Here is a 19,648-nt window from a genome sequence, read left to right as displayed (position 1 = left end):
ATCTGCTGTCCTTCCGAATATCTGATGGCAGGGGCGTAATTTGTTATCAGCGTCGGAAAGGCTGCGATCATTCAAAACCGAAGCCTTACGACATTCTTTTAGGATGACCCAGATCAAGCGTGCGGATAAGCTAACGAAAACGGATCAGCTTATTAAGCAGGGCTTTGCAATGCGACCATTACGCCTGGACAGCTTGGAGATCTTTGAGGATGTCGTGCGCTGCGGTGGCTTTAGAGCCGCCGCGCTTGGTAGAGGCGTATCATCGTCAGCTATCAGTCAATCGATCAGCGCGCTCGAGGAAGCGTTGGGTATCCGGTTGCTGAATCGAACCACACGCAGCGTCGCGCCTACTGAAGCAGGCGAGCAGCTACTCGAGCGACTTGGGCCCGCCCTTCACGACATCAGAACGGCAATCGACGATCTCAACCAGCTTCGGGAGCGCCCGTCCGGTACCGTGCGTATCAATGCGCCAGCGCCGGCCGTCGACCACATGCTGTGCCCTCTGACCTTTGAATTCATGAAGATTTATCCCGCCGTCAACGTCGAGATCGTCAGTGATGCGGCGATCATCGATATCGTTGAGCAGGGCTTCGACGCTGGCGTGCGCTTCGGGAATCAACTCGCCCAAGACATGATCGCCATGCCCCTGGGTCCCGCCTTGCGATATGCCATCGTGGCTTCACCCGATTATCTTCACAAGCGCGGTCGGCCCGACTCGCCAGGCGATCTTCTGCAGCATGACTGCATTCGCCGCCGCTTCCCCGGCGGCACCATGGAGACATGGGCCTTCGAGAAGGATGGCGACGAACTGGAAATCACGCCGCAAGGACGGCTGACGCTGAGTTCAGCGCATCACGAGCTTCAGGCCGCCATTGCGGGGGCGGGCATCGCGCATCTTTTCGAGGATTACGTCCGCGATGATCTCGAAAAGGGCAGGGTGGTTGAAGTGCTCGTCGACTGGAAGAAGCAGTTGCCGAGTTGGTATCTGTACTATCCGAGCCGGCGTCATACCAGTGCGGCCATGCGGGCCTTTCTCGAGTACATCCGCCATCGTGAATGGCCACCAGTCAGCAACTAATTCATGCACCACAGAGTTGCGACACTCTAATACAAGGTCAATATATTGGTAAGACAAAGTCAGTGTAGATTTCGACTGGTTCGCATCGAACACATCGAAATTTTTACCAAAGACTTGCATCAAGGAGAGGCATCATGAAACGCGCAACCCCAGTTTGGGCAGCCCTCATGACAACAGTGCTGGCACTGGGCATGACCAGCCAGGCTTCTGCCATGTCGAACAATGGCCCCTTTAACTTGGAAGAAGGCAATACTCCGTCTCGGCTGTTCTCCGGTGTCGATCATTACCGACTTCAGGTGAGCGATACAGCCAATGTCACTATCAATAGCCGTGGCTGGAATACCGGAGGTGGAAGCCATGGCGGCCTGACGGCCGTGCTACGTGATGACAGCGGTAATGTCGTTACCCAGACCCGGAGAAACGGTGGGGACTTTACCATCAGCCGACAACTGAGCCCGGGAGACTATACGCTCGAAGTCCATGCCAATAGATTTGGAGGGCGGGCCGACACGACCGACTATTACACCCTGACGACACAGATTAATTGATTGTCGATTAATTGACTGTCGATTTAGTTCACTATCGCCAGCCTTAGGCTGGCGATAGCTGTTTTGATTGATTTTTTATAGGGGTGGGGCTTGGTGAAGTGAATAAATCATTAGCCTAGGGGGAATGCCAACATGTCGAATAATCTTTAAAGGATAGAGCCTGGGCAAGATCGTCACGCGTGTCGATGTCGAGCGCCCAATCGGCGGGAATTGGCACGGTTGCAGTACGCTCCAATGACTGAAATACCCGGCCGGCCCCTGCATCGCCGGCCAGTCCGAGCAATCTATCGAAGACAGCCCGATCGAAGATGGCGGGTGGTGAATGTGTCGTTTCTGACACCGACATGACCGCAGTGCGCTCGGGCGTCAGGGCATGACGAAGATCGATGAGGTGAGCATCCGGAACGTTCGGCATGTCGGCGAGCAGGACCAGGGCCGCTTCGACGTGCTGACACTGCTCTGCCTGTTGAATACCGGCGGCAAGGGAGGTCGACAGGCCCTGGGCCGCCTGCGCATTGACCACCACGGTCCAGCCAGCGGCGCGCAGCTCCACTGCTCTTGCGGCCTGGTCGGGGCCGATAACGGCGATACGGGCGGCAAGGTCATGCCCCTGGAGTGCTGTTGCGGCACGCTGGATGAGGCGCTGCCCCCGGAAACGGGCCAGGAGCTTGTCGCCCTCTTCGAAGCGGCTGGACTGCCCCGCGGCCAGCAGCACGAGCGCCGTCGAGCGAAAGGGGAATCGAACCTTGCGTTGATAGGCGTCGACGATCTCCGCGAGGGCGGACACGGCAAGCGCCGACGCTTCGCGCATCGAGGGAAGCAGGCCAACAGGACCGCGGATACGACTGATCTGTCTCTCGGCGATACCGACGGCACGAAGCCGTTCACAGCGCCGGGCATGGGTCGTCTTGCTGCCAACAGCGCCGATATAGAAGGCTGGGCCGGTGAGAGCCTGAGCAAGAAGCGACTCCTCCCAATCGACATCATGGAAAGCGAGGAGAAAGGCTGTATAGGGATCATCGTTCAGCGCTGGAAGCGTCGATGGAAGCGTAAGCTCCGTGATTGGCTCGATTCCCAGCCGACGGGCGGCCTGGACGTCGGCGCCATCGCGGAGCTGCAGCTCCGTTTGAATACCACCGGCCGCCGCTAGCCGGGCGAGCGCTAGACTGTCTGCCCCGCGTCCGGCGATGCGCAGGCGCAGCTTGGGCATATAACGGAAGGACAACGCGCTTGCCACTGTCGGGTGCCCCAACCGAAGCTCGCCCGATGCCGAGAGATTGAGCGTTACTGGCTGGCGTGCGGCGAGCCGATCATGGCACGCACGCAGGACACTGGCCTGGGGATCGGGGAGTACCCACACCTCGATCGCACCACCGCAGGGTAAGGGCAGATCGATGAACGGAGAGCCATTGCCATATCTCAGGCGTTCGATTCTACCCGAGCGAAGCGCCTCCAGTGCATGCATTGCCACATCCGCATCGATGCAGCCACCCGAGATATAGCCGCATCGTTCGCCCGTTACGGACACGGCCATCAGAGCGCCAGGCAGGCGCACAGCGCCGCCCTCCGTCGCCGTCACGATGACGAGTGCAACCCCGTCCGTCCTGCGCCAGGCAAGCCATTGGCCAAGGACATCCTGCGTATGTTCCAGATAGGTCATGGGCCTGCGCTAACTCGGAAAGTGATCGGAGAGCGGCAGGTGACGGACCCGTTGCTGCGTGGCGGCAAACAGCGCATTGGCCAGCGCCGGGGCGAGTGGGGGAATGCCCGGCTCACCGACGCCCCCCAGGGGAGAACCGATTTCGACGATGCCCACCGCCACCGATGGTTCCTCCCCCATGCGCAGCAGCGAATAGTCGTAGAAGTTGGACTGTTCAGCGCGGCCGTCGCGGATCGTGACCTTCTGCCTCAATGCCGCACCGAGCGCATCGACGACAGAGCCCTGCATTTGCGCCTCCACCTGGCCCGGGTTGATGGCGTGTCCGCAGTCGATAGCCACATAAACCTGGTCTACCTGGACACTCTCGCCGTTAGCCCGTGCCTCGACCACTTGTGCAACGTAGGAGCCATAGCTTTCGACCACGGCCAGGCCGCGTGAGAGGCCCTCTGGCGCCGGTTCGTTCCAGCGTGACATCTCGGCGACCCGGTCGAGCACGGCAAGCATTCTTGCCTGTCCGGTACAGTGGTTTCTGCGGTACTCCAGCGGGTCGAGGCCCGCTGCCGCAGCGCATTCGTCCATGAAGCTTTCGAAGAAGAAGCCGTTGAAGGTGTGGGCGATCGCCCGCCAGGGACAGAGCGGTATCGGCAGATCGACCACGGCGTGCTCGACGACGAAATTCGGAATGACGTAGCGCATGTCCGACAGCCCGCCGAGCGAGAAGGGATCGAAGTTGGCGAGGTTACCCGTCGCCTGCGCCATTTGCTCCGGATCGAAGCCGTATGCACGGCCCATCTGTGGCCCGGCGAGCCGGATGTGCATGCCGGTGATATTGCCGTCATCGTCCAGGACTGCGCGGAAGCGACACATCATCGTTTGACGATACTGCCCCTGCTGAACGTCGTCCTCGCGTGACCACAACACCTTGACCGGACGACCGCCGACGGCGCGGCTGGCGAGCGCGGCCTGAAGAGCGATCTCGCCATGCGTCTTGCGACCGAAGCCGCCGCCCAGATAGGTGGTATTGATGAAGAGCTGCTCAGCCTGCACCTGCATAGCGCTCTCGAGCGTCATGCGAATGACGTCCTGGCCCTGTGTGCCGATCCACAGTTCCGTGCGCTCCTCGGTAGACTCGGCCGTGCAGTTGATCGGTTCCATGCACATATGGGTGAGAAGTGGCACCGAGTATTCGGCCTCGACGACTTGACCGTCGGTCGATAGTGCCGCCTCGGCTTCGCCACGCAGCGTCGTGACCGGCACATCGGTTCGATCCAGTCCCTCGCGGAGCAACTCATTGATCTCATCGGTGGAAAGTGTGTCTGCCGGTGTCTGGGTGAAGGTGATGTCCAGCGCGTCGGCAGCCTGCTTGGCCTGCCACCAGGAATCGGCGACCACCACTGCGCCGCGCGGCACACGGACCACAGCGACCACGCCCGGCATACCGGAGACGCTGCTCTCGTCGAACGACTCGATGTCGGCGGAAAAGACAGGGGCGAGCCGGACGGCGCCATGCAGCATGCCTTCGCGCTCAACGTCCACCGCGTATACCGCCTTTCCCGTTACCTTCAGCGGTGTATCGAGGCGCGGCACCGAGCGCCCGGTCAGCGTTCGTTCCTGGTCGGGGCGCAGGGTAGGCTCCTCCGGCACAGGCAGTGCCGCAGCGTCTCCCACCAAATCACCGAAGGGAAGGCTACGCCCGGATGCGGCGTGTACGATGAAGCCATCCTCTGCTTGCAGCGTTGCGGGCTCCACACCGAGCCGTGTGGCAGCAGCCTGGGTCAGCATTTCCCGCGCCTGGGCGGCGGCGCGGCGCAACGGGTCATGCCATAAGCGGATGCCGAACGAGCCCACGGAGCGCATCTGGCCGGACGGAATGCGGTAGGCGGGCGCCGGCTGATTCGGCATCTCGACAGCGATGCTCGACCAGTCGGCCCCGAGCTCTTCGGCAAGTATCTGGGCCTGACCCGTGTGGATCCCCTGACCCATTTCGCTGGTGGGCAACACGAAAGTCACCTGGCCGTTCGTATCAATGCGGATGAAGGCCTGCGATATGCCCGTATCCTCGCTCTGCTGCGCCCACGCAGGCAGCCGAAGGGGAACGACGAGGGCGGCACCGGCCGCGACGGCACCGGCTAGAAAGGATCGACGGGTAAGATGGATGTTTTGCGGTTTCATCGTTCTACCTTCGCCTGGGTAAGCAAAATAGGAATGTATCGGGGGAGGCGGGCCTCATCAGGCCTCGGTGGCATGGTGAATGGCCTCCCGAATACGCAAATAGGTGCCGCAGCGGCATAAATTGCCGCGCATCGCCTCATCGATCTGCGCCTCGGTGGGGCTCGGATTGCGCGCCAGAAGCGCGGCCGCGCTCATGATTTGTCCACTCTGGCAGTAGCCGCACTGCGGTACTTCCAGCTCCATCCAGGCCTGCTGGACGGGATGCGAGCCGTCATCAGACAACCCCTCGATCGTCGTGACAGACCGACCTTCAGCGCCAGCCAACGAGAAGACACAGGCACGCACCGGCTCGCCATCGACATGCACCGTGCACGCACCGCATTGCGCTACGCCGCAACCGAATTTAGTACCGGTTAGTTTCAACTCATCCCGGATCACCCAGAGAAGTGGGGTATCCGGTGTGGCGGTGACCACTACCGCGCGTCCGTTGATTGTGAATGCTGTCATGGTGCTCTCCTCGGCTAGCCATAATTGCGTGACGGAATGCGCTTTGAGCATTTAATTTTTAACCATTCGTAGTGCGGGGGCTTGCCACTTGCTGTGAAAAACTTGCCCCATCCTGCCGGGCACAGGCGAGAGCGGAACCGAATGGGCTCGCCATCGCTTATCTTGGGCATATAGCGAATAGCGGCACCAGCTCTTTTGTCCCGTCTCATGCGAACTGGTCCAACCTTATTCCGAGTTTGTCTTATTGATGTGCCATGCCTGTATTAAATTGTCGCAACATTGTGTCGTGCTATGGATGGCTCAGGTTACAAGTATCTTGACGCCGGAGATCGCGAAGACCACTCTATTGGAAGCTCCCGCGGAGGCTTCGTGACTCTGCGATGAGATAGCCGCAAGGATGGGGCAGAGTATCGAATAGAGAGTGTTTTAGCTTTCCGGCGGAGGGTGGGGTAATGCAAGACGCTACACATGTAGTCGTCGTTGACGACCATGACGATATCCGGGATCTGGTTCGGGAGTATCTCGAGCACCATGGTTACAAGGTCAGCGTAGCGGAAAGTGGGGCGGCCCTACGGCAAATTCTTGAGCGAAAGACTGTCGACCTGATCATCCTCGATGTCATGATGCCCGGCGAAGACGGCATCTCGTTGTGCAAGGAGATTCGGGCTACCGAAGACACCCCCATTATATTTTTGACAGCGATGGCCGAAGATGCCGATCGTATCATCGGTCTTGAGCTCGGCGCAGATGATTATTTGGTGAAGCCATTCAACCCGCGTGAGCTTCTTGCCCGGATCAGAGCCGTGCTCCGTCGTGCCATCAACTCCACTCAAGCACGCACCATTCTCAATCGCAGGATAGTCCGCATCGATCATTGGAAGCTCGACTTGGGTCGTCAGGAAATCTTCGGTGATGATGGCGTTGGTATCCCGCTAAGCACAGCGGAATTTCGCCTGCTTAAGGTCTTCATCGAGCGGCCAGGTTTGATACTTAGTCGGGAACAGCTCCTTGATCTGACGGCTGGGAGGACAGCTGACATCTTCGACCGCAGCATTGACAACCAAGTCAGCCGTCTCCGGAAGAAAATCGAGGACAATCCTAAGAGCCCAACGATCATCAAAACTCATTGGGGCGGTGGCTACAGCCTGTGCGCCGAGGTCGCGCCCGAATGACTCGTCTTTGGCGGAGGAGCCTCGCTACACAAATCATCGGGCTTACGCTCGTGGCGTTAATCGTCTCGCAGGCACTCACTTTCCTCATCTCTTTGGATGAGTACACAAAGAAGTTCGATGCTGGTGCGAAAGCTGAGTTTGTCAGCCGAGTATCATCCACTACCCGTTTGATGGAATCGTTACCACCTGAATTTAGGGAGCAAGCTCTACACGCAAGTGAAGGCAGCTATTTGAGATACTGGTTGTCCGACAGTGAGCCTATGGATCCGAATGACTGGAGGTTGCAGGCCCTCGCCCGACTTTCCCAGCCACTGGACAGCTCCGTCGATCCAAGCGGAACATTAGGATGGGCTGGATCTACTTCCCCGAAGTTGCCGAGTGTCAATAAAGTGTCAACTGCAAACGTGGCTGACCCATGGATGACGCCAGCGTCTTATTTGTGGTTGATGCCGCAGCCAGCAAAGATGCTCAAGTTTTCAGGCAGCAAAGGGTATGGGCTCAGTACGCGTCTTGAAGACGGGCATTGGTTGAATGCGGCATTTTATCAGCACGAAAAAGGAGGCTTGTGGACCTCCAGGTCACTGATGTCACTTGGGCTTACCGCGCTCATGCTCGCCTTGATCAGCATTTTTATCGCGAGCCGCATCGCACGACCACTACGGAATCTGGCAACAGCCGCTGAAGCTTTAGGTCGAGGACAGAACCTGCCGCCGTTATTGGAAGACGGGCCAGAAGAGATCAAGCGGACGGCTCAATCCTTCAATGAAATGCAAAGCCGTCTACATCGTTTCGTAGAGGATCGGACGAGGATGCTAGCAGCGATTAGTCATGATTTGCGAACGCCAATAACCTCGCTTCGGCTAAGAGCAGAGCTCGTTCAAGATGAAGATGCCCAGCGAAAGATGATAGCGGCAATTGACGAATTGCAGTCGATGACAGAAGCCGCGATTTCGTTTGCACGTGGAGAATCGATTAAAGAGGAGACTCGTGCCATAGATCTGGAAGCGCTAGTTGGGAGTATTTGTGATGACCAATCTAACTTGGGACATCCGGTCACGCATGTCGAGGGCGTGAGGATGAAATATCACTGCCGCCCCGACAGCCTCCGCCGCGCGATCAGAAACCTGGTTGAGAACGCGGTGCGTTATGGGGGAGAGGCGAAGGTGTTTCTTCGGGACACCACCTCAAGTATTGATATCGTCGTCGAGGACCGTGGCCCTGGAATACCGAACGACATGGTAGAGAAGGTCTTCGCGCCCTTTGTCCGGCTTGAAACCTCCCGAAGCAGACAGACAGGAGGCAGCGGACTAGGTCTTTCGATAGTGCGAGCTGTCGTGCGGCAGCATGGGGGGGATATCTCGTTTTCCAACACCGAAACCGGTATGCAAGCCATCATCTCACTCCCAAGAGAAGGCTGTGTAAACGCAACGCCAGTGCCCAAAGAGCGCGCTTGGTGGCTCAAAAAGACTTCACTTTCGGCGCAACGCGCTCATTTACCGAAATAGCTGGTGTGCTTACCGAACCGGCGTGAGGATGTAGCGGACACCCCGATCACATATCCAGGCATCTGCCACGGAGGTCAGCGGCAGGCTGGTAAACGGCGCATCAAAGCTGGCCATAGGCGCAGCGGCGAGTAACTCGCGAGCACCTGTCAGGAGCTCCTTTACGGACACGCTACCAATGCCGCTTCCGATCAGTTCCAGTCCCGTGCTGCGCAGCATGTCGCCGCGAACAGCAATCTCGTCGCCGGCCACGGTGCCCAGTTGAACATAGCGCAAGCGTGGCTCGCCGGTCCTGGAGCCGCGATCTTGGGTTGCCGCCCGCAAGACCCGAGTAGCGGGCTCGCCCCACGCGAAATCGAGCACGACATCGACACCTTCATCGAACTGCGCACGCAGCGCTCCGTCTGCATCGTCATTCAGGGCGATCTTCACATCAGCCTCCAGGCGCTCGAGCTTTGCCGCATCGCGGCCGACAGCGATCACCCTGCTCGCCCCCAAGTGCCGCGCGGTTTGAAGCGCCATGCCGCCTGCCGAGCCAGTCGCACCGAGTACCATCACCGTCTCGCCGCGCTGCAGCTTGGCCCGTCGCGTAAGCGCGATCCACGACGCAAGTCCAGCCGTGGCGATGGCCGCCGCGCGCTCGTCAGACAGCCCCTCGGGCACCGGCACCATCATCTCGCTGGCGACCAATGATTTCTCTGCCATGGAGCCGAACGGCGTCTTGGGGAACAGAAAATAGACCCGCTGCCCCTCTGCGTCGATACCCACGCCATCGACACCCGGTATGAATCCGGCGGTCGTGCCGCTGGCATAGTGCCTACCTGACGCCAAGCCCTTAACGATGGGGCTGAGCGCAGTGGCATGCACTGTGACGACGGTTTCGCCGTCGCTGGCCACCGGCTCACGAAAATCCCGAAACGACGGCGGAACGCCGAATGTATTTACCACGGCTGCTTTCATGCTGCTCACTCCTGAAAGTGTTCCAATAACTCGGACGGATACTTAGCACGTCTGCAGAGTAGGCAGATCCATTCGAACGATCTATGCTTTAAAATCCGTTTTTTGTTCGTGTTCGTCCAGGTAGTGTATGGATCCCCTTTCAGAAGTGCTCTCGCTGCTGAAGCCTCGCAGCTATATCACTGCCGGCTTCGACGCAGGCGGGGCCTGGGCGCTCACGCTCGATGACCTAGCAGGCCGCATCAAGTGTTATGCCGTCATCAAGGGCACCTGCTGGCTGTCGATGCAAGGTAGCGAGCCAGTGCAGCTCCAGGCCGGCGACTGTTTCGTCCTGCCCAGCGGCCGAACCGTGCGCATCGGCAGCGACCTGGGCGTTGAGCCAAAACGGGCCAGCGAAGTGCTCGACCCCAACCGTAGCGGCGAAGTCGTCACCTACAACGGCGGAGGCGACGTCTTTCTGGTTGGCAGCCGTTTCGAAGTGAATGGCCACCACGCCGAGGTACTGTTGCAGACCCTGCCACCTCTCATGCAGGTCGAGACCTCAGGCGACCGCGCCAGACTGAGAGGATCGATCGAGTTGATGATGGAGGAGTTGCGCGAAGCCCGGCCCGGCTCATCGCTAGTGGCGCAGCAGCTCGCGCATATGATGCTGGTGCAAGCACTGCGCCTATACTTGGCGGAGCAAGCCCACAGCGACATCGGCTGGTTCGCCGCCCTCGCCGACCCTCAGTTGAGTGGTCCCCTCAACGCGATACATGCCAATCCGGCGCATCCCTGGACAGTGCAGAAGCTAGCCACGCTGGCCGGTATGTCACGTTCGACCTTTGCCGAGCGCTTTCGCCAAAGGACCGGGGAGACACCGATCGCCTACCTGACGCGTTGGAGAATGATGCTTGCGTGCGAAAAGCTCATGAATGGTCGTGACACGCTGGCACGTATCGCGACGTCGGTCGGCTATGAATCCGAGCATGCGTTCAATACGGCTTTCAAGCGAGTCATGGGCGTATCGCCAAGGCGATATTAGCCATCGAGAGCGCGCTGGACGCAACCACGCTGCTTCGCTTCCAGCATTTACCGGAAAAGCATGCTCTGACCTAGCGAACCTCCGAGGTGATCAACGGGCACCTCCCAGGCATCGCCGGGCAGCAACGCGCGAAACCGCTCTTGCGATATCGCTGCTCGAGAAAGGGCAGCATGCAGATCCTGGCGGGGTTGCTCGACGGCTTCATCCGTCAATTGAAAACTGCCCCAATGGTGCCCGATAGCGTTACGCGCGCCGCACAGCATCATGCCCTGAACGGCTTCTTCCGGATTTTGATGCTGGGACTGCATGAACCAGCGCGGCTCGTAGGCGCCGATGGGGAGATTGGCGAGGCGGAAGCCGCCATGCTTTTCGCGCGCGGCGCGGTAGTTGATGCCCGAATGAAAGCCTGTGTCGCCGACATGGTAGATGTTGCCAGCCGGTGTCTCGACCACAAATGAGGCCCATAGCGCCATCCGACGATCCCATAAGCTGCGGGCCGACCAGTGATGTGCCGGCTCGCAATGGATCGCAACTGGACCCCATTCAGTTACGTCGCCCCAATCCTGCGCATGGACACGCATTGCCGGGATGGCATTCAGGATAATTGTGTCATTGCCGAGCGGCGTAATGACGAGAGGATCGTGAATTGCGTGCAAACGCTCCAGCGTCGCCAGATCGAGATGGTCATAATGACTGTGGGTGACGAGAACGAGGTCGATCGGTGGCAAGTCCTCGAACCGGATGCCTGGCTCATTGACGCGCTGTGGCCCGGCAAAGGAAACAGGTGAGGTGCGACGAGAGTAAACGGGGTCGGTGAGGATGTTCACCCCTGCAACCTGAATGAGAATGGTCGCGTGACCAACCATTGTCGCGCGGAGATCGTCGCCGGATACGCGTTCGATGGGAAGGGTGCTCGTGGTTTTCTGCGGCCAGGCCTCCGGCCATGGACTAGCGCTACTGGTAACCTGCCAGCGCGCAAGGTCAAGCACCCCAGGTGGCTCGGCACCGCCTGGGTTGAAGAAGCGCAGCCCGTCGAAGTGATCGCTCACAGGCCCCTGGTAATAAGGGTTGCTCCTCATCGCGTAAGCGGTTCCGAATCCACCGGCCGCGACGGATGTAACGCCCATCGCCTTGAGAAAGCTGCGTCTGTTCATGAGCCCTCTGCCTTCAAGCGCATAGGAACGTCGGGAGAGGTTGCTTCCGCCCACCCTGAGACCTTGCGAGCCACGCTCAATATCATCAGTCCAATCTCCAACTGCAACGTTGGAGTTGATGGTAGGTCGAATTTCGTGCTATCACAACCCCTTTATAGATGGTATGCGATCATGGCGTGGGATGTAGAAGGGACGAAGAGGAAGATTCTAGAGGCGGCCGTCGCCGAATTTGCGCAGTTCGGCCCTGACGCGGCAACGGTAGAGCGCATCGCAAAATCCGCAGGCGTCAACAAGGAGCGCATCTATAACTACTTCGGCGACAAGCGCAACCTGTTTGCTGCGGTCCTGCGGAGCGAACTCGCTAAGGTCGCGTTGGCTGCACAGTCATCCGCCGACGAAGACATTGGAGACTATGCCGGTCGAGCCTTCGACTACCACTGTGAACATCCCGAGCTCAGCCGCTTGTTGCGTTGGGAAGGGCTGGTCTTCACGAGTGATGTCCCCGACGAAGAGCTACGACGCGAATACTACGGCTCTAAGACGAAGTTCGTCGAAGACGGACAGCGACGTGGTGCTGTCACGACGGTGTTCGGCGCCGATCATCTGACATTCCTCGTGCTGGCACTTGCCGGTTGTTGGTCCAACATGCCACAGATCGCGCGCATGCTGACCGGAGATGACGATGACCAGGATCGGGCACGGCGCCGTGCATCCGTAGTCGAGGCCGCACGTCGCTTGGCCAAGGCCCCCTGACGCTGCTCAACACCGGTGCGTGCCCTTTGGCCTGCAAGCACTACAACGGCGGGGTGGCGAAGCGTTCTGCCTCGGCTTGCCTCACACCGCTCTCGGCCACCTCCCCACCGATGGGGCCACCCGAACGTACGCGCCTTCATCGATGCCGCCAGGCAGCATTTGCAGGAGGTGTCGCTGTAATGATTTTCAGGGTAATCGGGGCAGCTCAGCCCTTGCCTATGGGCGCGGCTCGAAGCCTTGGTGGGTCAAGTCGAGCGCGGTGAGGTCCCAGCCGACGTGCTGCATGCTCTCCTGCACGGCGGACTGCAGTTGGGTCTTGGCGGCGCGGTCGCCCTCCTGGTCGAACTTCGTGTAGGCCGCGATGGCGTACAGGCTCAACGCGGCGATACGCTCGTACTCGACCGCACGCTGCTCGGGGCTCAGAGCCTGCAGCTCAGGAGTGGAGCGAAACATCGGTCCGATCTGGTCGGATACCGCCCTGAGCCTTGCCGGGTCGGACTGTCCGTCGAGCTGGTCGTTGGCGACCAGCCACATGACCACCGTGTAGGCCGTCAGCCCATCGGCGAGGTCGGTCGGGTCCATCTGGTTGTAACGCAGCAGCTCATCGAACTCCGCGGCCACCACACCTGAACGCAGCCCCTGGAGGATCTGTACGCGTGTGGCCTCGTCGGCGGCCATCGTCGCTGCCAGCTCTTCTTGGATCGATTCGAGCGGGCCGGATGGGGTGCGCCGTATCGTGAGGGGAGCGCTGCTTTGCGCCGAGAAGCTCGCAGAATGATCTTCAGCAGAATGGTCTTCAGCAGAGCGGTCACTAGAGGCCTGCTCATCGAGCACTCCCGTCATCAACGCCTGGTTCATCGGCGGGATGTGAGTGCCCAGCATCATATTGTTGATCGCGGTATCGGCCATGTTGCCGAAGGCGTGAGCGGTTGATGGCAGTGCGACTAGGCAGGCAAGCAGGCCGGCACCGCAGGCGAGGGCGCGTATGGCGCTCCATGGCCGTCGGCCTGTCTTGGTCAGTGTCGGAGCCTGATAGGCGATGTTGCTCATTCGATATCCTCTGTTCTCGTCTTACGCCGTCAGCCTCTCGGTCGCAGGCCGGTGGATGTCAGTTCCAGCGTGCGCAGGTCGAGTCCGCCACTGCTGCGCATCCCTTCGTTGATGGCGTCCTGCAGTTGGCGCAGTGATTCCCGGTCGTTCTCGTTGCGCTGATGCATGTAGGCGGCGATGCCGAGTACGCTGAACGAGGCCAAGCGCTCGAATTCCGCCGCGCGCTGGCCTGGGTCGAGCTGCTGCAATGCCGGGTCGGCGCGGAACAAGGGGCTGAACTGGTCACGCGCCGCGTGAATGGCCGTGGGGTCGGTGGGACCGTCGAGTTGTTCGTTGACGATCAACCACATGACCACCGTGTAGGCGGTCAGCGCATTGGCAAGATCGGTCGGGTCCATCTGGTTGTAACGCAGTATCTCATCGAACTGCGCGGCCATTTCTCCGGAGCGCAGTGCCTGAAGGAGCGGTGCACGTGTCGACTCGTCAGGAGCCATCGCCGTTGCCAGCTCCAGATGCAACGATTCGAGCGAGCTGGATTCGAGGCGGCGGATCGTCAGCGGCGCCGTCGACTCGCTTGGCGCTTGTGGCTCGCTCCACCCTTGGGCGCTGGGTGCGTCTTCATCGTCATCGTCCGAACTTGGATAGCGGCCGCCAGAGTGGGAGAGAGCGATGTCGCCGAAGAAGCTCGGTTGCACGAAGCCGAACTGCTGGGCTGTCGCCAGCGGTGCGGTCAGCAGCGCTGCAAGGGCGAGCAGCGTGACGGATAAGCGGAGGTTGTTGTTCTTCATTGAGCGTTATCCTCGCCATGCATCCCGTGGATGCTTTATACAATCGCCGCGGTCCTGAGGTGTGTCGCTCAGGGCAGTAGTTGCCGAACCAGCTGCTCCCGCTCCATCTCCAGCATCTCCGCCAGCATCGGTTCCTGCGCGGCGTTGCCGCTGGACTGCCACTCCAGCAAGAGCACCTCGAACTCGGGTGAGTCGGCCAGGCGGGCTGCCAGCATGTGGTTGGCGTCCGGCTGTGGGTCGGGCTCGCCGGCCGTGACGTAGGCGGCTTCCACCTCCGCATAACAGGCCATGGTATCGTCCGTGACTCCTGCCAAGCGCTCGAGCAACATACAGCGCAGCAGCAGCCCTTCCTTGTGCAAGCCCTTTTCGTGCAGCACGTCCAGGTCGCGCTTGGCTTCTTCGTAGCGGCCCATGCCGGCGAGCAGGTTGGCTCGGCTGTTGCGAAGCTCGGTGTCTTCGGGGTGTCGTTCCAGCCCCTCGTCGTAGATCGCCAGCGCGGCTTCGAGCTGCTCCGCATCCCCTTGGGCTTCCATGACCGCTGCGCCGGCACGCTCCTGGTAGTACGCCGGTGGCTCGCCGCTGGCCGGCGAGCAGGCGGCAAGCAGCAAGGCGGTGAGCAAGGCGAGTGCAATTTTGATCACTTGGGTTCTACCTCGATATCGAAGGTGACTTCCGTGGTGCCGGGTGCCAGCTGTCCCGAGCCGCTCGAGTAGAAGTAACCGGCGGTAAGTACCAGCCTGAGTGGCCTGGGGGGCATGGGCAAGGTGAGAGTGGTGTGGCCGATGGGGTCGAAGTGATCCTTGGGCCAGAGGGAGTCACCTTCATTACCCAGGTTTTGCGCGGCGATATCGAGAATGCCGTCATACAGCCGGGCAGTCGCGAACCAGCTCACGGTGCCAAGGCGGCTGGCGGCGGTGGCGCCCATGGCGCTCACGATCAGGCTGTTACCGCGCAGCACGACATGGCCGCGCAACTGGTAGGTGGCGTGTATGCCGACGCCTTCCGCCAGCAGGTAAGCGGGGCGGGGCTGATTGAAGGGCTCCGAGAACTCGCGATACTTCAGCTCGGGAACCACGAGGTCCTTTGGCACGGTGTCGGTATTCAGCGTGGAGAGAAAGTCGCCTAACAGGGTGAAGCCATCGATTTCCGGACGCGTGGGTGCTTCGCTCATGCCGGCTGCCCTCCCTTGATGTAGACCTTCAGCGTTTCGGGATTGTCGTGCTCGGGCACCAGGCGGGTGAGGCCCTGGGGGTCGCTCACGCCACGAATCTGTTCGCCGCTAGGTCGCACGATGAGGTATTCCATGCCGGCCACGGGCTCGCCGGCGGCGGTGACGAGCCGAAAGCGCTCGTTGTAGCGCTTGGGCAGCTCGGTGAGCAGGCTGGCAGCGGATGCGCGCGGTGAGCCAACCTCGGTGCTGCAGCCGGTAATGACCTGTCCGCCGCAGGAGGTGGCGCTGCCATGTATGGCCGCGGGAGAGCCATCGACGTGGTACCAGGACACCCCCGCTGTGATGGTGGCGCCGCAGGAACTCTTGTCGCCGACCCGGGCGATGGGAATGCCGTCCACCCTGGAGGTGGGGGCTCCCGAAACGATGTGATGCGGCCCGCCCCGGCAGGAGCAGGATACCTTGTCGCCTATTTTCGCAAGATCCATGGTCTATCCCTTTCCCCATGCCCATGGTGCGAAAGATGATTATTACCCGCTTTGCGGCGCTGGCTACGGGTGGGTGAAAGGTTGAGATATGGCTTACATGAGTTTCAGCCAAGGCTTACAAGGTGGGAGGAGGGCGAGCGCCATGCCATGACTCGTTTCGTGCAAAGTAGAAGCGACATCACGAGAGGCTGAGGAAAAGGAGAGCCTATGCCATTGCAGATTGTCCGCCGCTTGCTGCCAGAGTGGGGTACTACCTACGGTCCACCCGGGGCGGGGCCTTTCCCCGCCGTCATGGTGTTGCATGGTTCGGAAGGAGCTTTGTCGGGCTGGAGTCATCGCAACGCCGCGATTCTGGCGGCCCACGGTTTCCTGGCCTTTCCGTTCGGTTACTCCAGCGGCGGCAATGCTTGGAACGCAGGACATATCGTCGACTGCCCGCTGGATCGCACCGCCCAGGCGCTGGCCGCACTGCGCGACTTTCCCTTCGTCGGGCCGCGAGTGGGTCTCTACGGTGTCTCACGCGGCGCCGAGCATGCCTTGTTGCTCACTTCTTTGATGGTCAGGGACGAGATGCCCGGTATTCCCGAGGCCGTGGCGGCGCACAGCCCGCCGGACGTGGTGTGCGGTGGCTTCGATGCGCGCAGCTTTCGCGATTCCGGCGACCCCGGCTGGCAGTCATGGGACGTGGGCAAGCGCGCCTGGACGTGGAAGGGCAGTGCAGAAGGGCTGCTGCCCACGACGCCTATCGAGGTCGAGCGCTACGCCGGGCCGCTGTTCCTGTCCCACGGGGTGCAGGACAGGTTGTGGTCGGTGGAGATGACGAAGCGACTCGAACAGCGGCTTGGTCGGCATGGGCGACAGCCGGAAGTCCATTACTACGAGGGCGAGGATCACCTGCCGGGAAGTGAGGGAGAGAATCGTCACCATGAGCTATTGATCGATTTCTTTAAGCGTCACCTTGGGCCAAGCGATACGACAAGCTGATATTCCGCCGGTGGGCGAGCAAGGAACGAGCCGGCCGCCACCGAGCCTTCGCTCGGTGGCGGCGAGGTTTCTTTGGTGTTGATGATGGGCAATTCCCTGGCTCAGCCTGCAGCGACGGTCATGCCGCCGTCGGCCATGACGACGGAGCCGACCATGAAGCTCGCCCGTTCCGAGGCCAGGAAGGCGACCACCTCAGCGATCTCTTCCGGTTGCGCCGCGCGACCAATGGGTGCGCCCTCACCGTGCTGGGCTAGAAAGCCAGGGCCATCTTCCATGACATCGTTAAGGATATTGGTCACGACATCACCTACCCCGACGGCGTTTACGCGGATCCCATGCTCGATGACCTCGAGCGCCAGCGTGCGGGTCAACTGGGCCAGGGCGCCCTTCGATGCGGTGTATGCCGCAATGGTCGGGAAGGCAAAGTAGGAGGCATATGAGGCGATATTGACGATCGCGCCGGATCTGTTCGGCTTCATCGCTTTTACGGCCTCGCGGCAATGCAGGAATGCCGCCGTTGCGTTCACGGCCTGAATGCGCTCCCAGTCCTCACGCGACATGTCCTCGACCAGCTTGTTGATGATGATGCCGGCATTGTTCACCAGGATATCGAGTCGGCCGAACTCCTCGACCGCCCGGGCAACCGCATGTTCGGCGGCGCCGTCCTGGGTGATGTCGGCCACTAGAGGCACCAGGCCCGGCCGGGCCAGTTCCTCGACGGCGGGATTGCGGTCTTCTGCGACGACCTTTGCACCCCGGGCGTGCAGCAGTAGCGCAATGGCTTTACCGATGCCGCTGGCAGCGCCCGTGACCAGCGCGATCTTGCCTTCAACTTCGTGAGAAGCAGTGGCTATGATGTCAGTCATGTCTACCTCCAGAGTCGGGGCCAGGCGAGGCATTCGCCGGCCGGCACCCAGCGGGTGCGGTGGTTGATGACGGTTTCACTATCGTGCAGGAAGGCGGGAGCGGCTTTTGCAGGCTTGCGCTGGCTATCGCGATTTTGCGCTGAGGAGTAGCGCTGATGGACAACTTGCGAGTCCCAGCCGAGTCCATGTTGCGGAGCATGCCGAGCGAGCACCTGGCGCTGCCGCAATGCGCTGGGCTGCAAGATGTGGTACTGCAGCTATACACGCATCGCAGCATCGCGGAACCCATACGGGTTCCGGCCGTGGCCGAACCGCTGCTGGTCATGGTGCTGGCCGGATCGGCTAGGGTCGAGGAGCGCGCGCTGGGCGGCGAGTGGAAATCAGCGCAGGTGCAGGAGGGGGACTTCTTTCTGACCAGCGCTGAGCTGCCCTACGAGATGCGCTGGCAGACCCAAGGGGGCGATACCTTCGAGGTGATGCACCTCTACCTCACTCATGCGCTGGTCGATCGAGCAGTCCACGACCTGCTGGGCAGCCAGGCCGGCCCGATCCGCTTCCTCGACGTTTCCGGCGAACGGGACGACCTGGTGCGGATGCTGCTCGAGCAGATTCGGCTGGAGCTGATCAAGCGGCACGAGCCCAGCTCGCTGTTCGTCCATGGTCTGGCCCAGGCACTGGCCATTCATCTCGTTCGGACTTACCGCGACCCGGAGGCCGCAGGCAGGCGCAGCAATGCGCTGCAAGCCTACAAGCTGCGGCGAGTCATCGACTTGATGGAACAGCGCCTTGCCGAATCCTTCTCCCTCGCGGACTTGGCTGAAGCGGCGCAATTGAGCGAGTACCACTTCAGCCGGCTGTTCAAGCGGGCGACGGGGCTTTCACCATCGCAATACTTCATCCGTCTGCGCATGGACCGCGCCCGTCAGCTATTGCTGGATACCGACCGCAGCATCATCGATATTGGGATGGAGGTTGGCTATTCGAGCCCGAGCCACTTCTCGCAGGTGTTCCGCCGCCAAGTCGGCATCACCCCAAGCGCCTATCGCAACCCAGCGCACGGCTAGAGGTCTGCGGCTTGGGCTTTCTCCGATCCCGGCACGCGCCCGGCAAGTCCCCTTGACGTATCGGAGGCTGGTGTCCATCGTATAGACAGACTTGTCTGTTCGGTGCTTTGTCATGATGACTACATCGCCGGTTTCCCGGCCTCGTGAACGTATTATCGAGACAGCCAGCCGGCTGTTTTTCCGCCAGGGCTATTGTTCGACGGGCATCAACCAGATCATCAGCGAGTCCGGCGTCGCCAAGGCCAGTTTTTATGCCCATTTCCCGAGCAAGGAGGATCTCGCCATTGCTTGGCTGAGGCAGCGCGAAGAGAACTGGATGCAGCAGCTGAGTGAGTGTGTGGGCCAGCACCAATCGGCCGATAAACGTATCGCGGCCATGTACACCATGTGGTACGACCAGATCCGCGAGGAAGGCTACCGTGGTTGCGGATTCATCAATATGGCCGGGGAGTTCAGCAGTGAGGAGAGCCCAGTCAGGGCCTGCGTGCGCGACCATAAGAATCGTGTAAGGCAATTCGTTGCCGACCATGTTCTGGATCAGTACCGGGATACGATGACACCTGACGGATTCGATGAGCTGGTCGATGTGGTCTACTCGCTTTTCGATGGCGCCATCGTTCAAGCGCAGAACTTCATGCAGGAATGGCCTGTCGAGGTTGCCTTGAAGGCTTCGATCCACATGCTCCCTCAAGAACGTGGCGAAGCTTCATAGG

General features: G+C 60.6%; 20 protein-coding genes. 9 read left to right on the top strand and 11 right to left on the bottom strand.

Features of this window, described 5'->3' with window-relative positions; translation table 11 throughout:
• Nucleotides 1-103: 103 nt before the first annotated feature.
• Both B8115_RS21880 and B8115_RS21875 read left to right on the top strand, forming a co-directional pair.
• Nucleotides 104-1,078 carry a LysR family transcriptional regulator gene (locus B8115_RS21880; RefSeq protein ID WP_026038309.1) on the top strand — a complete coding sequence of 325 codons (975 nt, stop codon included), beginning with the start codon at nt 104-106 and terminating at the stop codon, nt 1,076-1,078.
• A 134-nt stretch (nt 1,079-1,212) separates the two neighbouring features.
• On the top strand, nt 1,213-1,626 hold the full coding sequence (locus B8115_RS21875; RefSeq protein ID WP_010630006.1) for a hypothetical protein: 414 nt from the start codon (nt 1,213-1,215) through the stop codon (nt 1,624-1,626).
• Nucleotides 1,627-1,741: 115 nt separating this feature from the next.
• Here B8115_RS21875 and B8115_RS21870 read toward each other — a convergent pair whose 3' ends face one another.
• Genes B8115_RS21870 through B8115_RS21860 form a run of 3 tightly spaced genes read right to left on the bottom strand, consistent with a single transcriptional unit; the run spans nt 1,742 to nt 5,965 of the window.
• Complete coding sequence (locus B8115_RS21870; protein ID WP_010630005.1) at nt 1,742-3,286, bottom strand: NTP transferase domain-containing protein; 1,545 nt, start codon at nt 3,284-3,286, stop codon at nt 1,742-1,744.
• A 9-nt stretch (nt 3,287-3,295) separates the two neighbouring features.
• Nucleotides 3,296-5,458 carry a molybdopterin cofactor-binding domain-containing protein gene (locus B8115_RS21865; protein ID WP_010630004.1) on the bottom strand — a complete coding sequence of 721 codons (2,163 nt, stop codon included), beginning with the start codon at nt 5,456-5,458 and terminating at the stop codon, nt 3,296-3,298.
• A 57-nt stretch (nt 5,459-5,515) separates the two neighbouring features.
• Nucleotides 5,516-5,965, bottom strand: coding sequence for a (2Fe-2S)-binding protein (locus tag B8115_RS21860; RefSeq protein ID WP_026038308.1), 450 nt, complete (start codon nt 5,963-5,965; stop codon nt 5,516-5,518).
• A 452-nt stretch (nt 5,966-6,417) separates the two neighbouring features.
• Between B8115_RS21860 and B8115_RS21855 the strand changes: the two genes are divergently transcribed.
• Together B8115_RS21855 and B8115_RS21850 are read left to right on the top strand one after the other, a co-directional pair.
• Nucleotides 6,418-7,137 carry a response regulator gene (locus tag B8115_RS21855; RefSeq protein ID WP_010630002.1) on the top strand — a complete coding sequence of 240 codons (720 nt, stop codon included), beginning with the start codon at nt 6,418-6,420 and terminating at the stop codon, nt 7,135-7,137.
• Nucleotides 7,134-8,642, top strand: coding sequence for an ATP-binding protein (locus tag B8115_RS21850; RefSeq protein ID WP_010630001.1), 1,509 nt, complete (start codon nt 7,134-7,136; stop codon nt 8,640-8,642). Before B8115_RS21855 ends, B8115_RS21850 begins: the two co-directional genes overlap by 4 nt.
• A 9-nt stretch (nt 8,643-8,651) precedes the next feature.
• Here B8115_RS21850 and B8115_RS21845 read toward each other — a convergent pair whose 3' ends face one another.
• The gene (locus B8115_RS21845) at nt 8,652-9,599 is read right to left on the bottom strand and encodes a zinc-binding alcohol dehydrogenase family protein (protein WP_010630000.1); all 948 of its coding nucleotides are present in this window, start codon (nt 9,597-9,599) and stop codon (nt 8,652-8,654) included.
• A gap of 127 nt (nt 9,600-9,726) precedes the next feature.
• Between B8115_RS21845 and B8115_RS21840 the strand changes: the two genes are divergently transcribed.
• Complete coding sequence (locus B8115_RS21840; RefSeq protein WP_010629999.1) at nt 9,727-10,620, top strand: AraC family transcriptional regulator; 894 nt, start codon at nt 9,727-9,729, stop codon at nt 10,618-10,620.
• A gap of 47 nt (nt 10,621-10,667) precedes the next feature.
• Here B8115_RS21840 and B8115_RS21835 read toward each other — a convergent pair whose 3' ends face one another.
• Entirely contained in the window at nt 10,668-11,774 is a 1,107-nt protein-coding gene (locus B8115_RS21835) for an MBL fold metallo-hydrolase (RefSeq protein ID WP_010629998.1), read from the bottom strand.
• 171 nt (nt 11,775-11,945) lie between these two features.
• On the opposite strand from B8115_RS21835, the gene B8115_RS21830 reads away from it, so the two are divergent.
• Nucleotides 11,946-12,527: a TetR family transcriptional regulator gene (locus tag B8115_RS21830; RefSeq protein ID WP_010629997.1), complete on the top strand. Its 582-nt coding sequence runs from the start codon at nt 11,946-11,948 to the stop codon at nt 12,525-12,527.
• 216 nt (nt 12,528-12,743) lie between these two features.
• Here the strand turns inward: B8115_RS21830 and B8115_RS21825 are convergent, their stop codons facing one another.
• The 5 genes from B8115_RS21825 to B8115_RS21805 all read right to left on the bottom strand — a co-directional run bounded on the left by B8115_RS21825 (nt 12,744) and on the right by B8115_RS21805 (nt 16,021).
• Nucleotides 12,744-13,577, bottom strand: coding sequence for a DUF6683 family protein (locus tag B8115_RS21825; RefSeq protein ID WP_010629996.1), 834 nt, complete (start codon nt 13,575-13,577; stop codon nt 12,744-12,746).
• 29 nt (nt 13,578-13,606) lie between these two features.
• The gene (locus tag B8115_RS21820) at nt 13,607-14,365 is read right to left on the bottom strand and encodes a DUF6683 family protein (protein ID WP_010629995.1); all 759 of its coding nucleotides are present in this window, start codon (nt 14,363-14,365) and stop codon (nt 13,607-13,609) included.
• Nucleotides 14,366-14,433: 68 nt separating this feature from the next.
• A complete protein-coding gene (locus B8115_RS21815; RefSeq protein ID WP_010629994.1) occupies nt 14,434-15,006 on the bottom strand; it encodes a tetratricopeptide repeat protein in 573 nt (190 codons plus the stop codon).
• Nucleotides 15,003-15,536, bottom strand: a complete 534-nt coding sequence (locus B8115_RS21810) for a hypothetical protein (RefSeq protein WP_010629993.1) — start codon at nt 15,534-15,536, stop codon at nt 15,003-15,005. Before B8115_RS21810 ends, B8115_RS21815 begins: the two co-directional genes overlap by 4 nt.
• A complete protein-coding gene (locus B8115_RS21805; RefSeq protein ID WP_083861916.1) occupies nt 15,533-16,021 on the bottom strand; it encodes a PAAR domain-containing protein in 489 nt (162 codons plus the stop codon). The genes B8115_RS21810 and B8115_RS21805 overlap by 4 nt, the downstream gene beginning before the upstream one ends.
• Nucleotides 16,022-16,228: 207 nt before the next feature.
• On the opposite strand from B8115_RS21805, the gene B8115_RS21800 reads away from it, so the two are divergent.
• Entirely contained in the window at nt 16,229-17,005 is a 777-nt protein-coding gene (locus tag B8115_RS21800) for a S9 family peptidase (RefSeq protein WP_035591920.1), read from the top strand.
• Between the two features lie 101 nt (nt 17,006-17,106).
• Here B8115_RS21800 and B8115_RS21795 read toward each other — a convergent pair whose 3' ends face one another.
• Entirely contained in the window at nt 17,107-17,871 is a 765-nt protein-coding gene (locus B8115_RS21795; RefSeq protein ID WP_010629990.1) for an SDR family NAD(P)-dependent oxidoreductase, read from the bottom strand.
• Between the two features lie 155 nt (nt 17,872-18,026).
• Here B8115_RS21795 and B8115_RS21790 point away from each other — a divergent pair, with 155 nt between their 5' ends.
• Together B8115_RS21790 and B8115_RS21785 are read left to right on the top strand one after the other, a co-directional pair.
• Nucleotides 18,027-18,935, top strand: coding sequence for a helix-turn-helix domain-containing protein (locus B8115_RS21790; protein ID WP_010629989.1), 909 nt, complete (start codon nt 18,027-18,029; stop codon nt 18,933-18,935).
• Between the two features lie 112 nt (nt 18,936-19,047).
• Entirely contained in the window at nt 19,048-19,647 is a 600-nt protein-coding gene (locus tag B8115_RS21785) for a TetR/AcrR family transcriptional regulator (RefSeq protein WP_010629988.1), read from the top strand.
• Nucleotide 19,648 lies beyond the last annotated feature (1 nt).

The organism is Halomonas sp. KM-1 (genome assembly GCF_000246875.1).
Lineage (GTDB): Bacteria > Pseudomonadota > Gammaproteobacteria > Pseudomonadales > Halomonadaceae > Halomonas > Halomonas aerodenitrificans.
The sequence above is the reverse complement of the archived record's forward strand: the minus strand, read 5'-3'. Positions and strand labels throughout refer to the sequence as shown.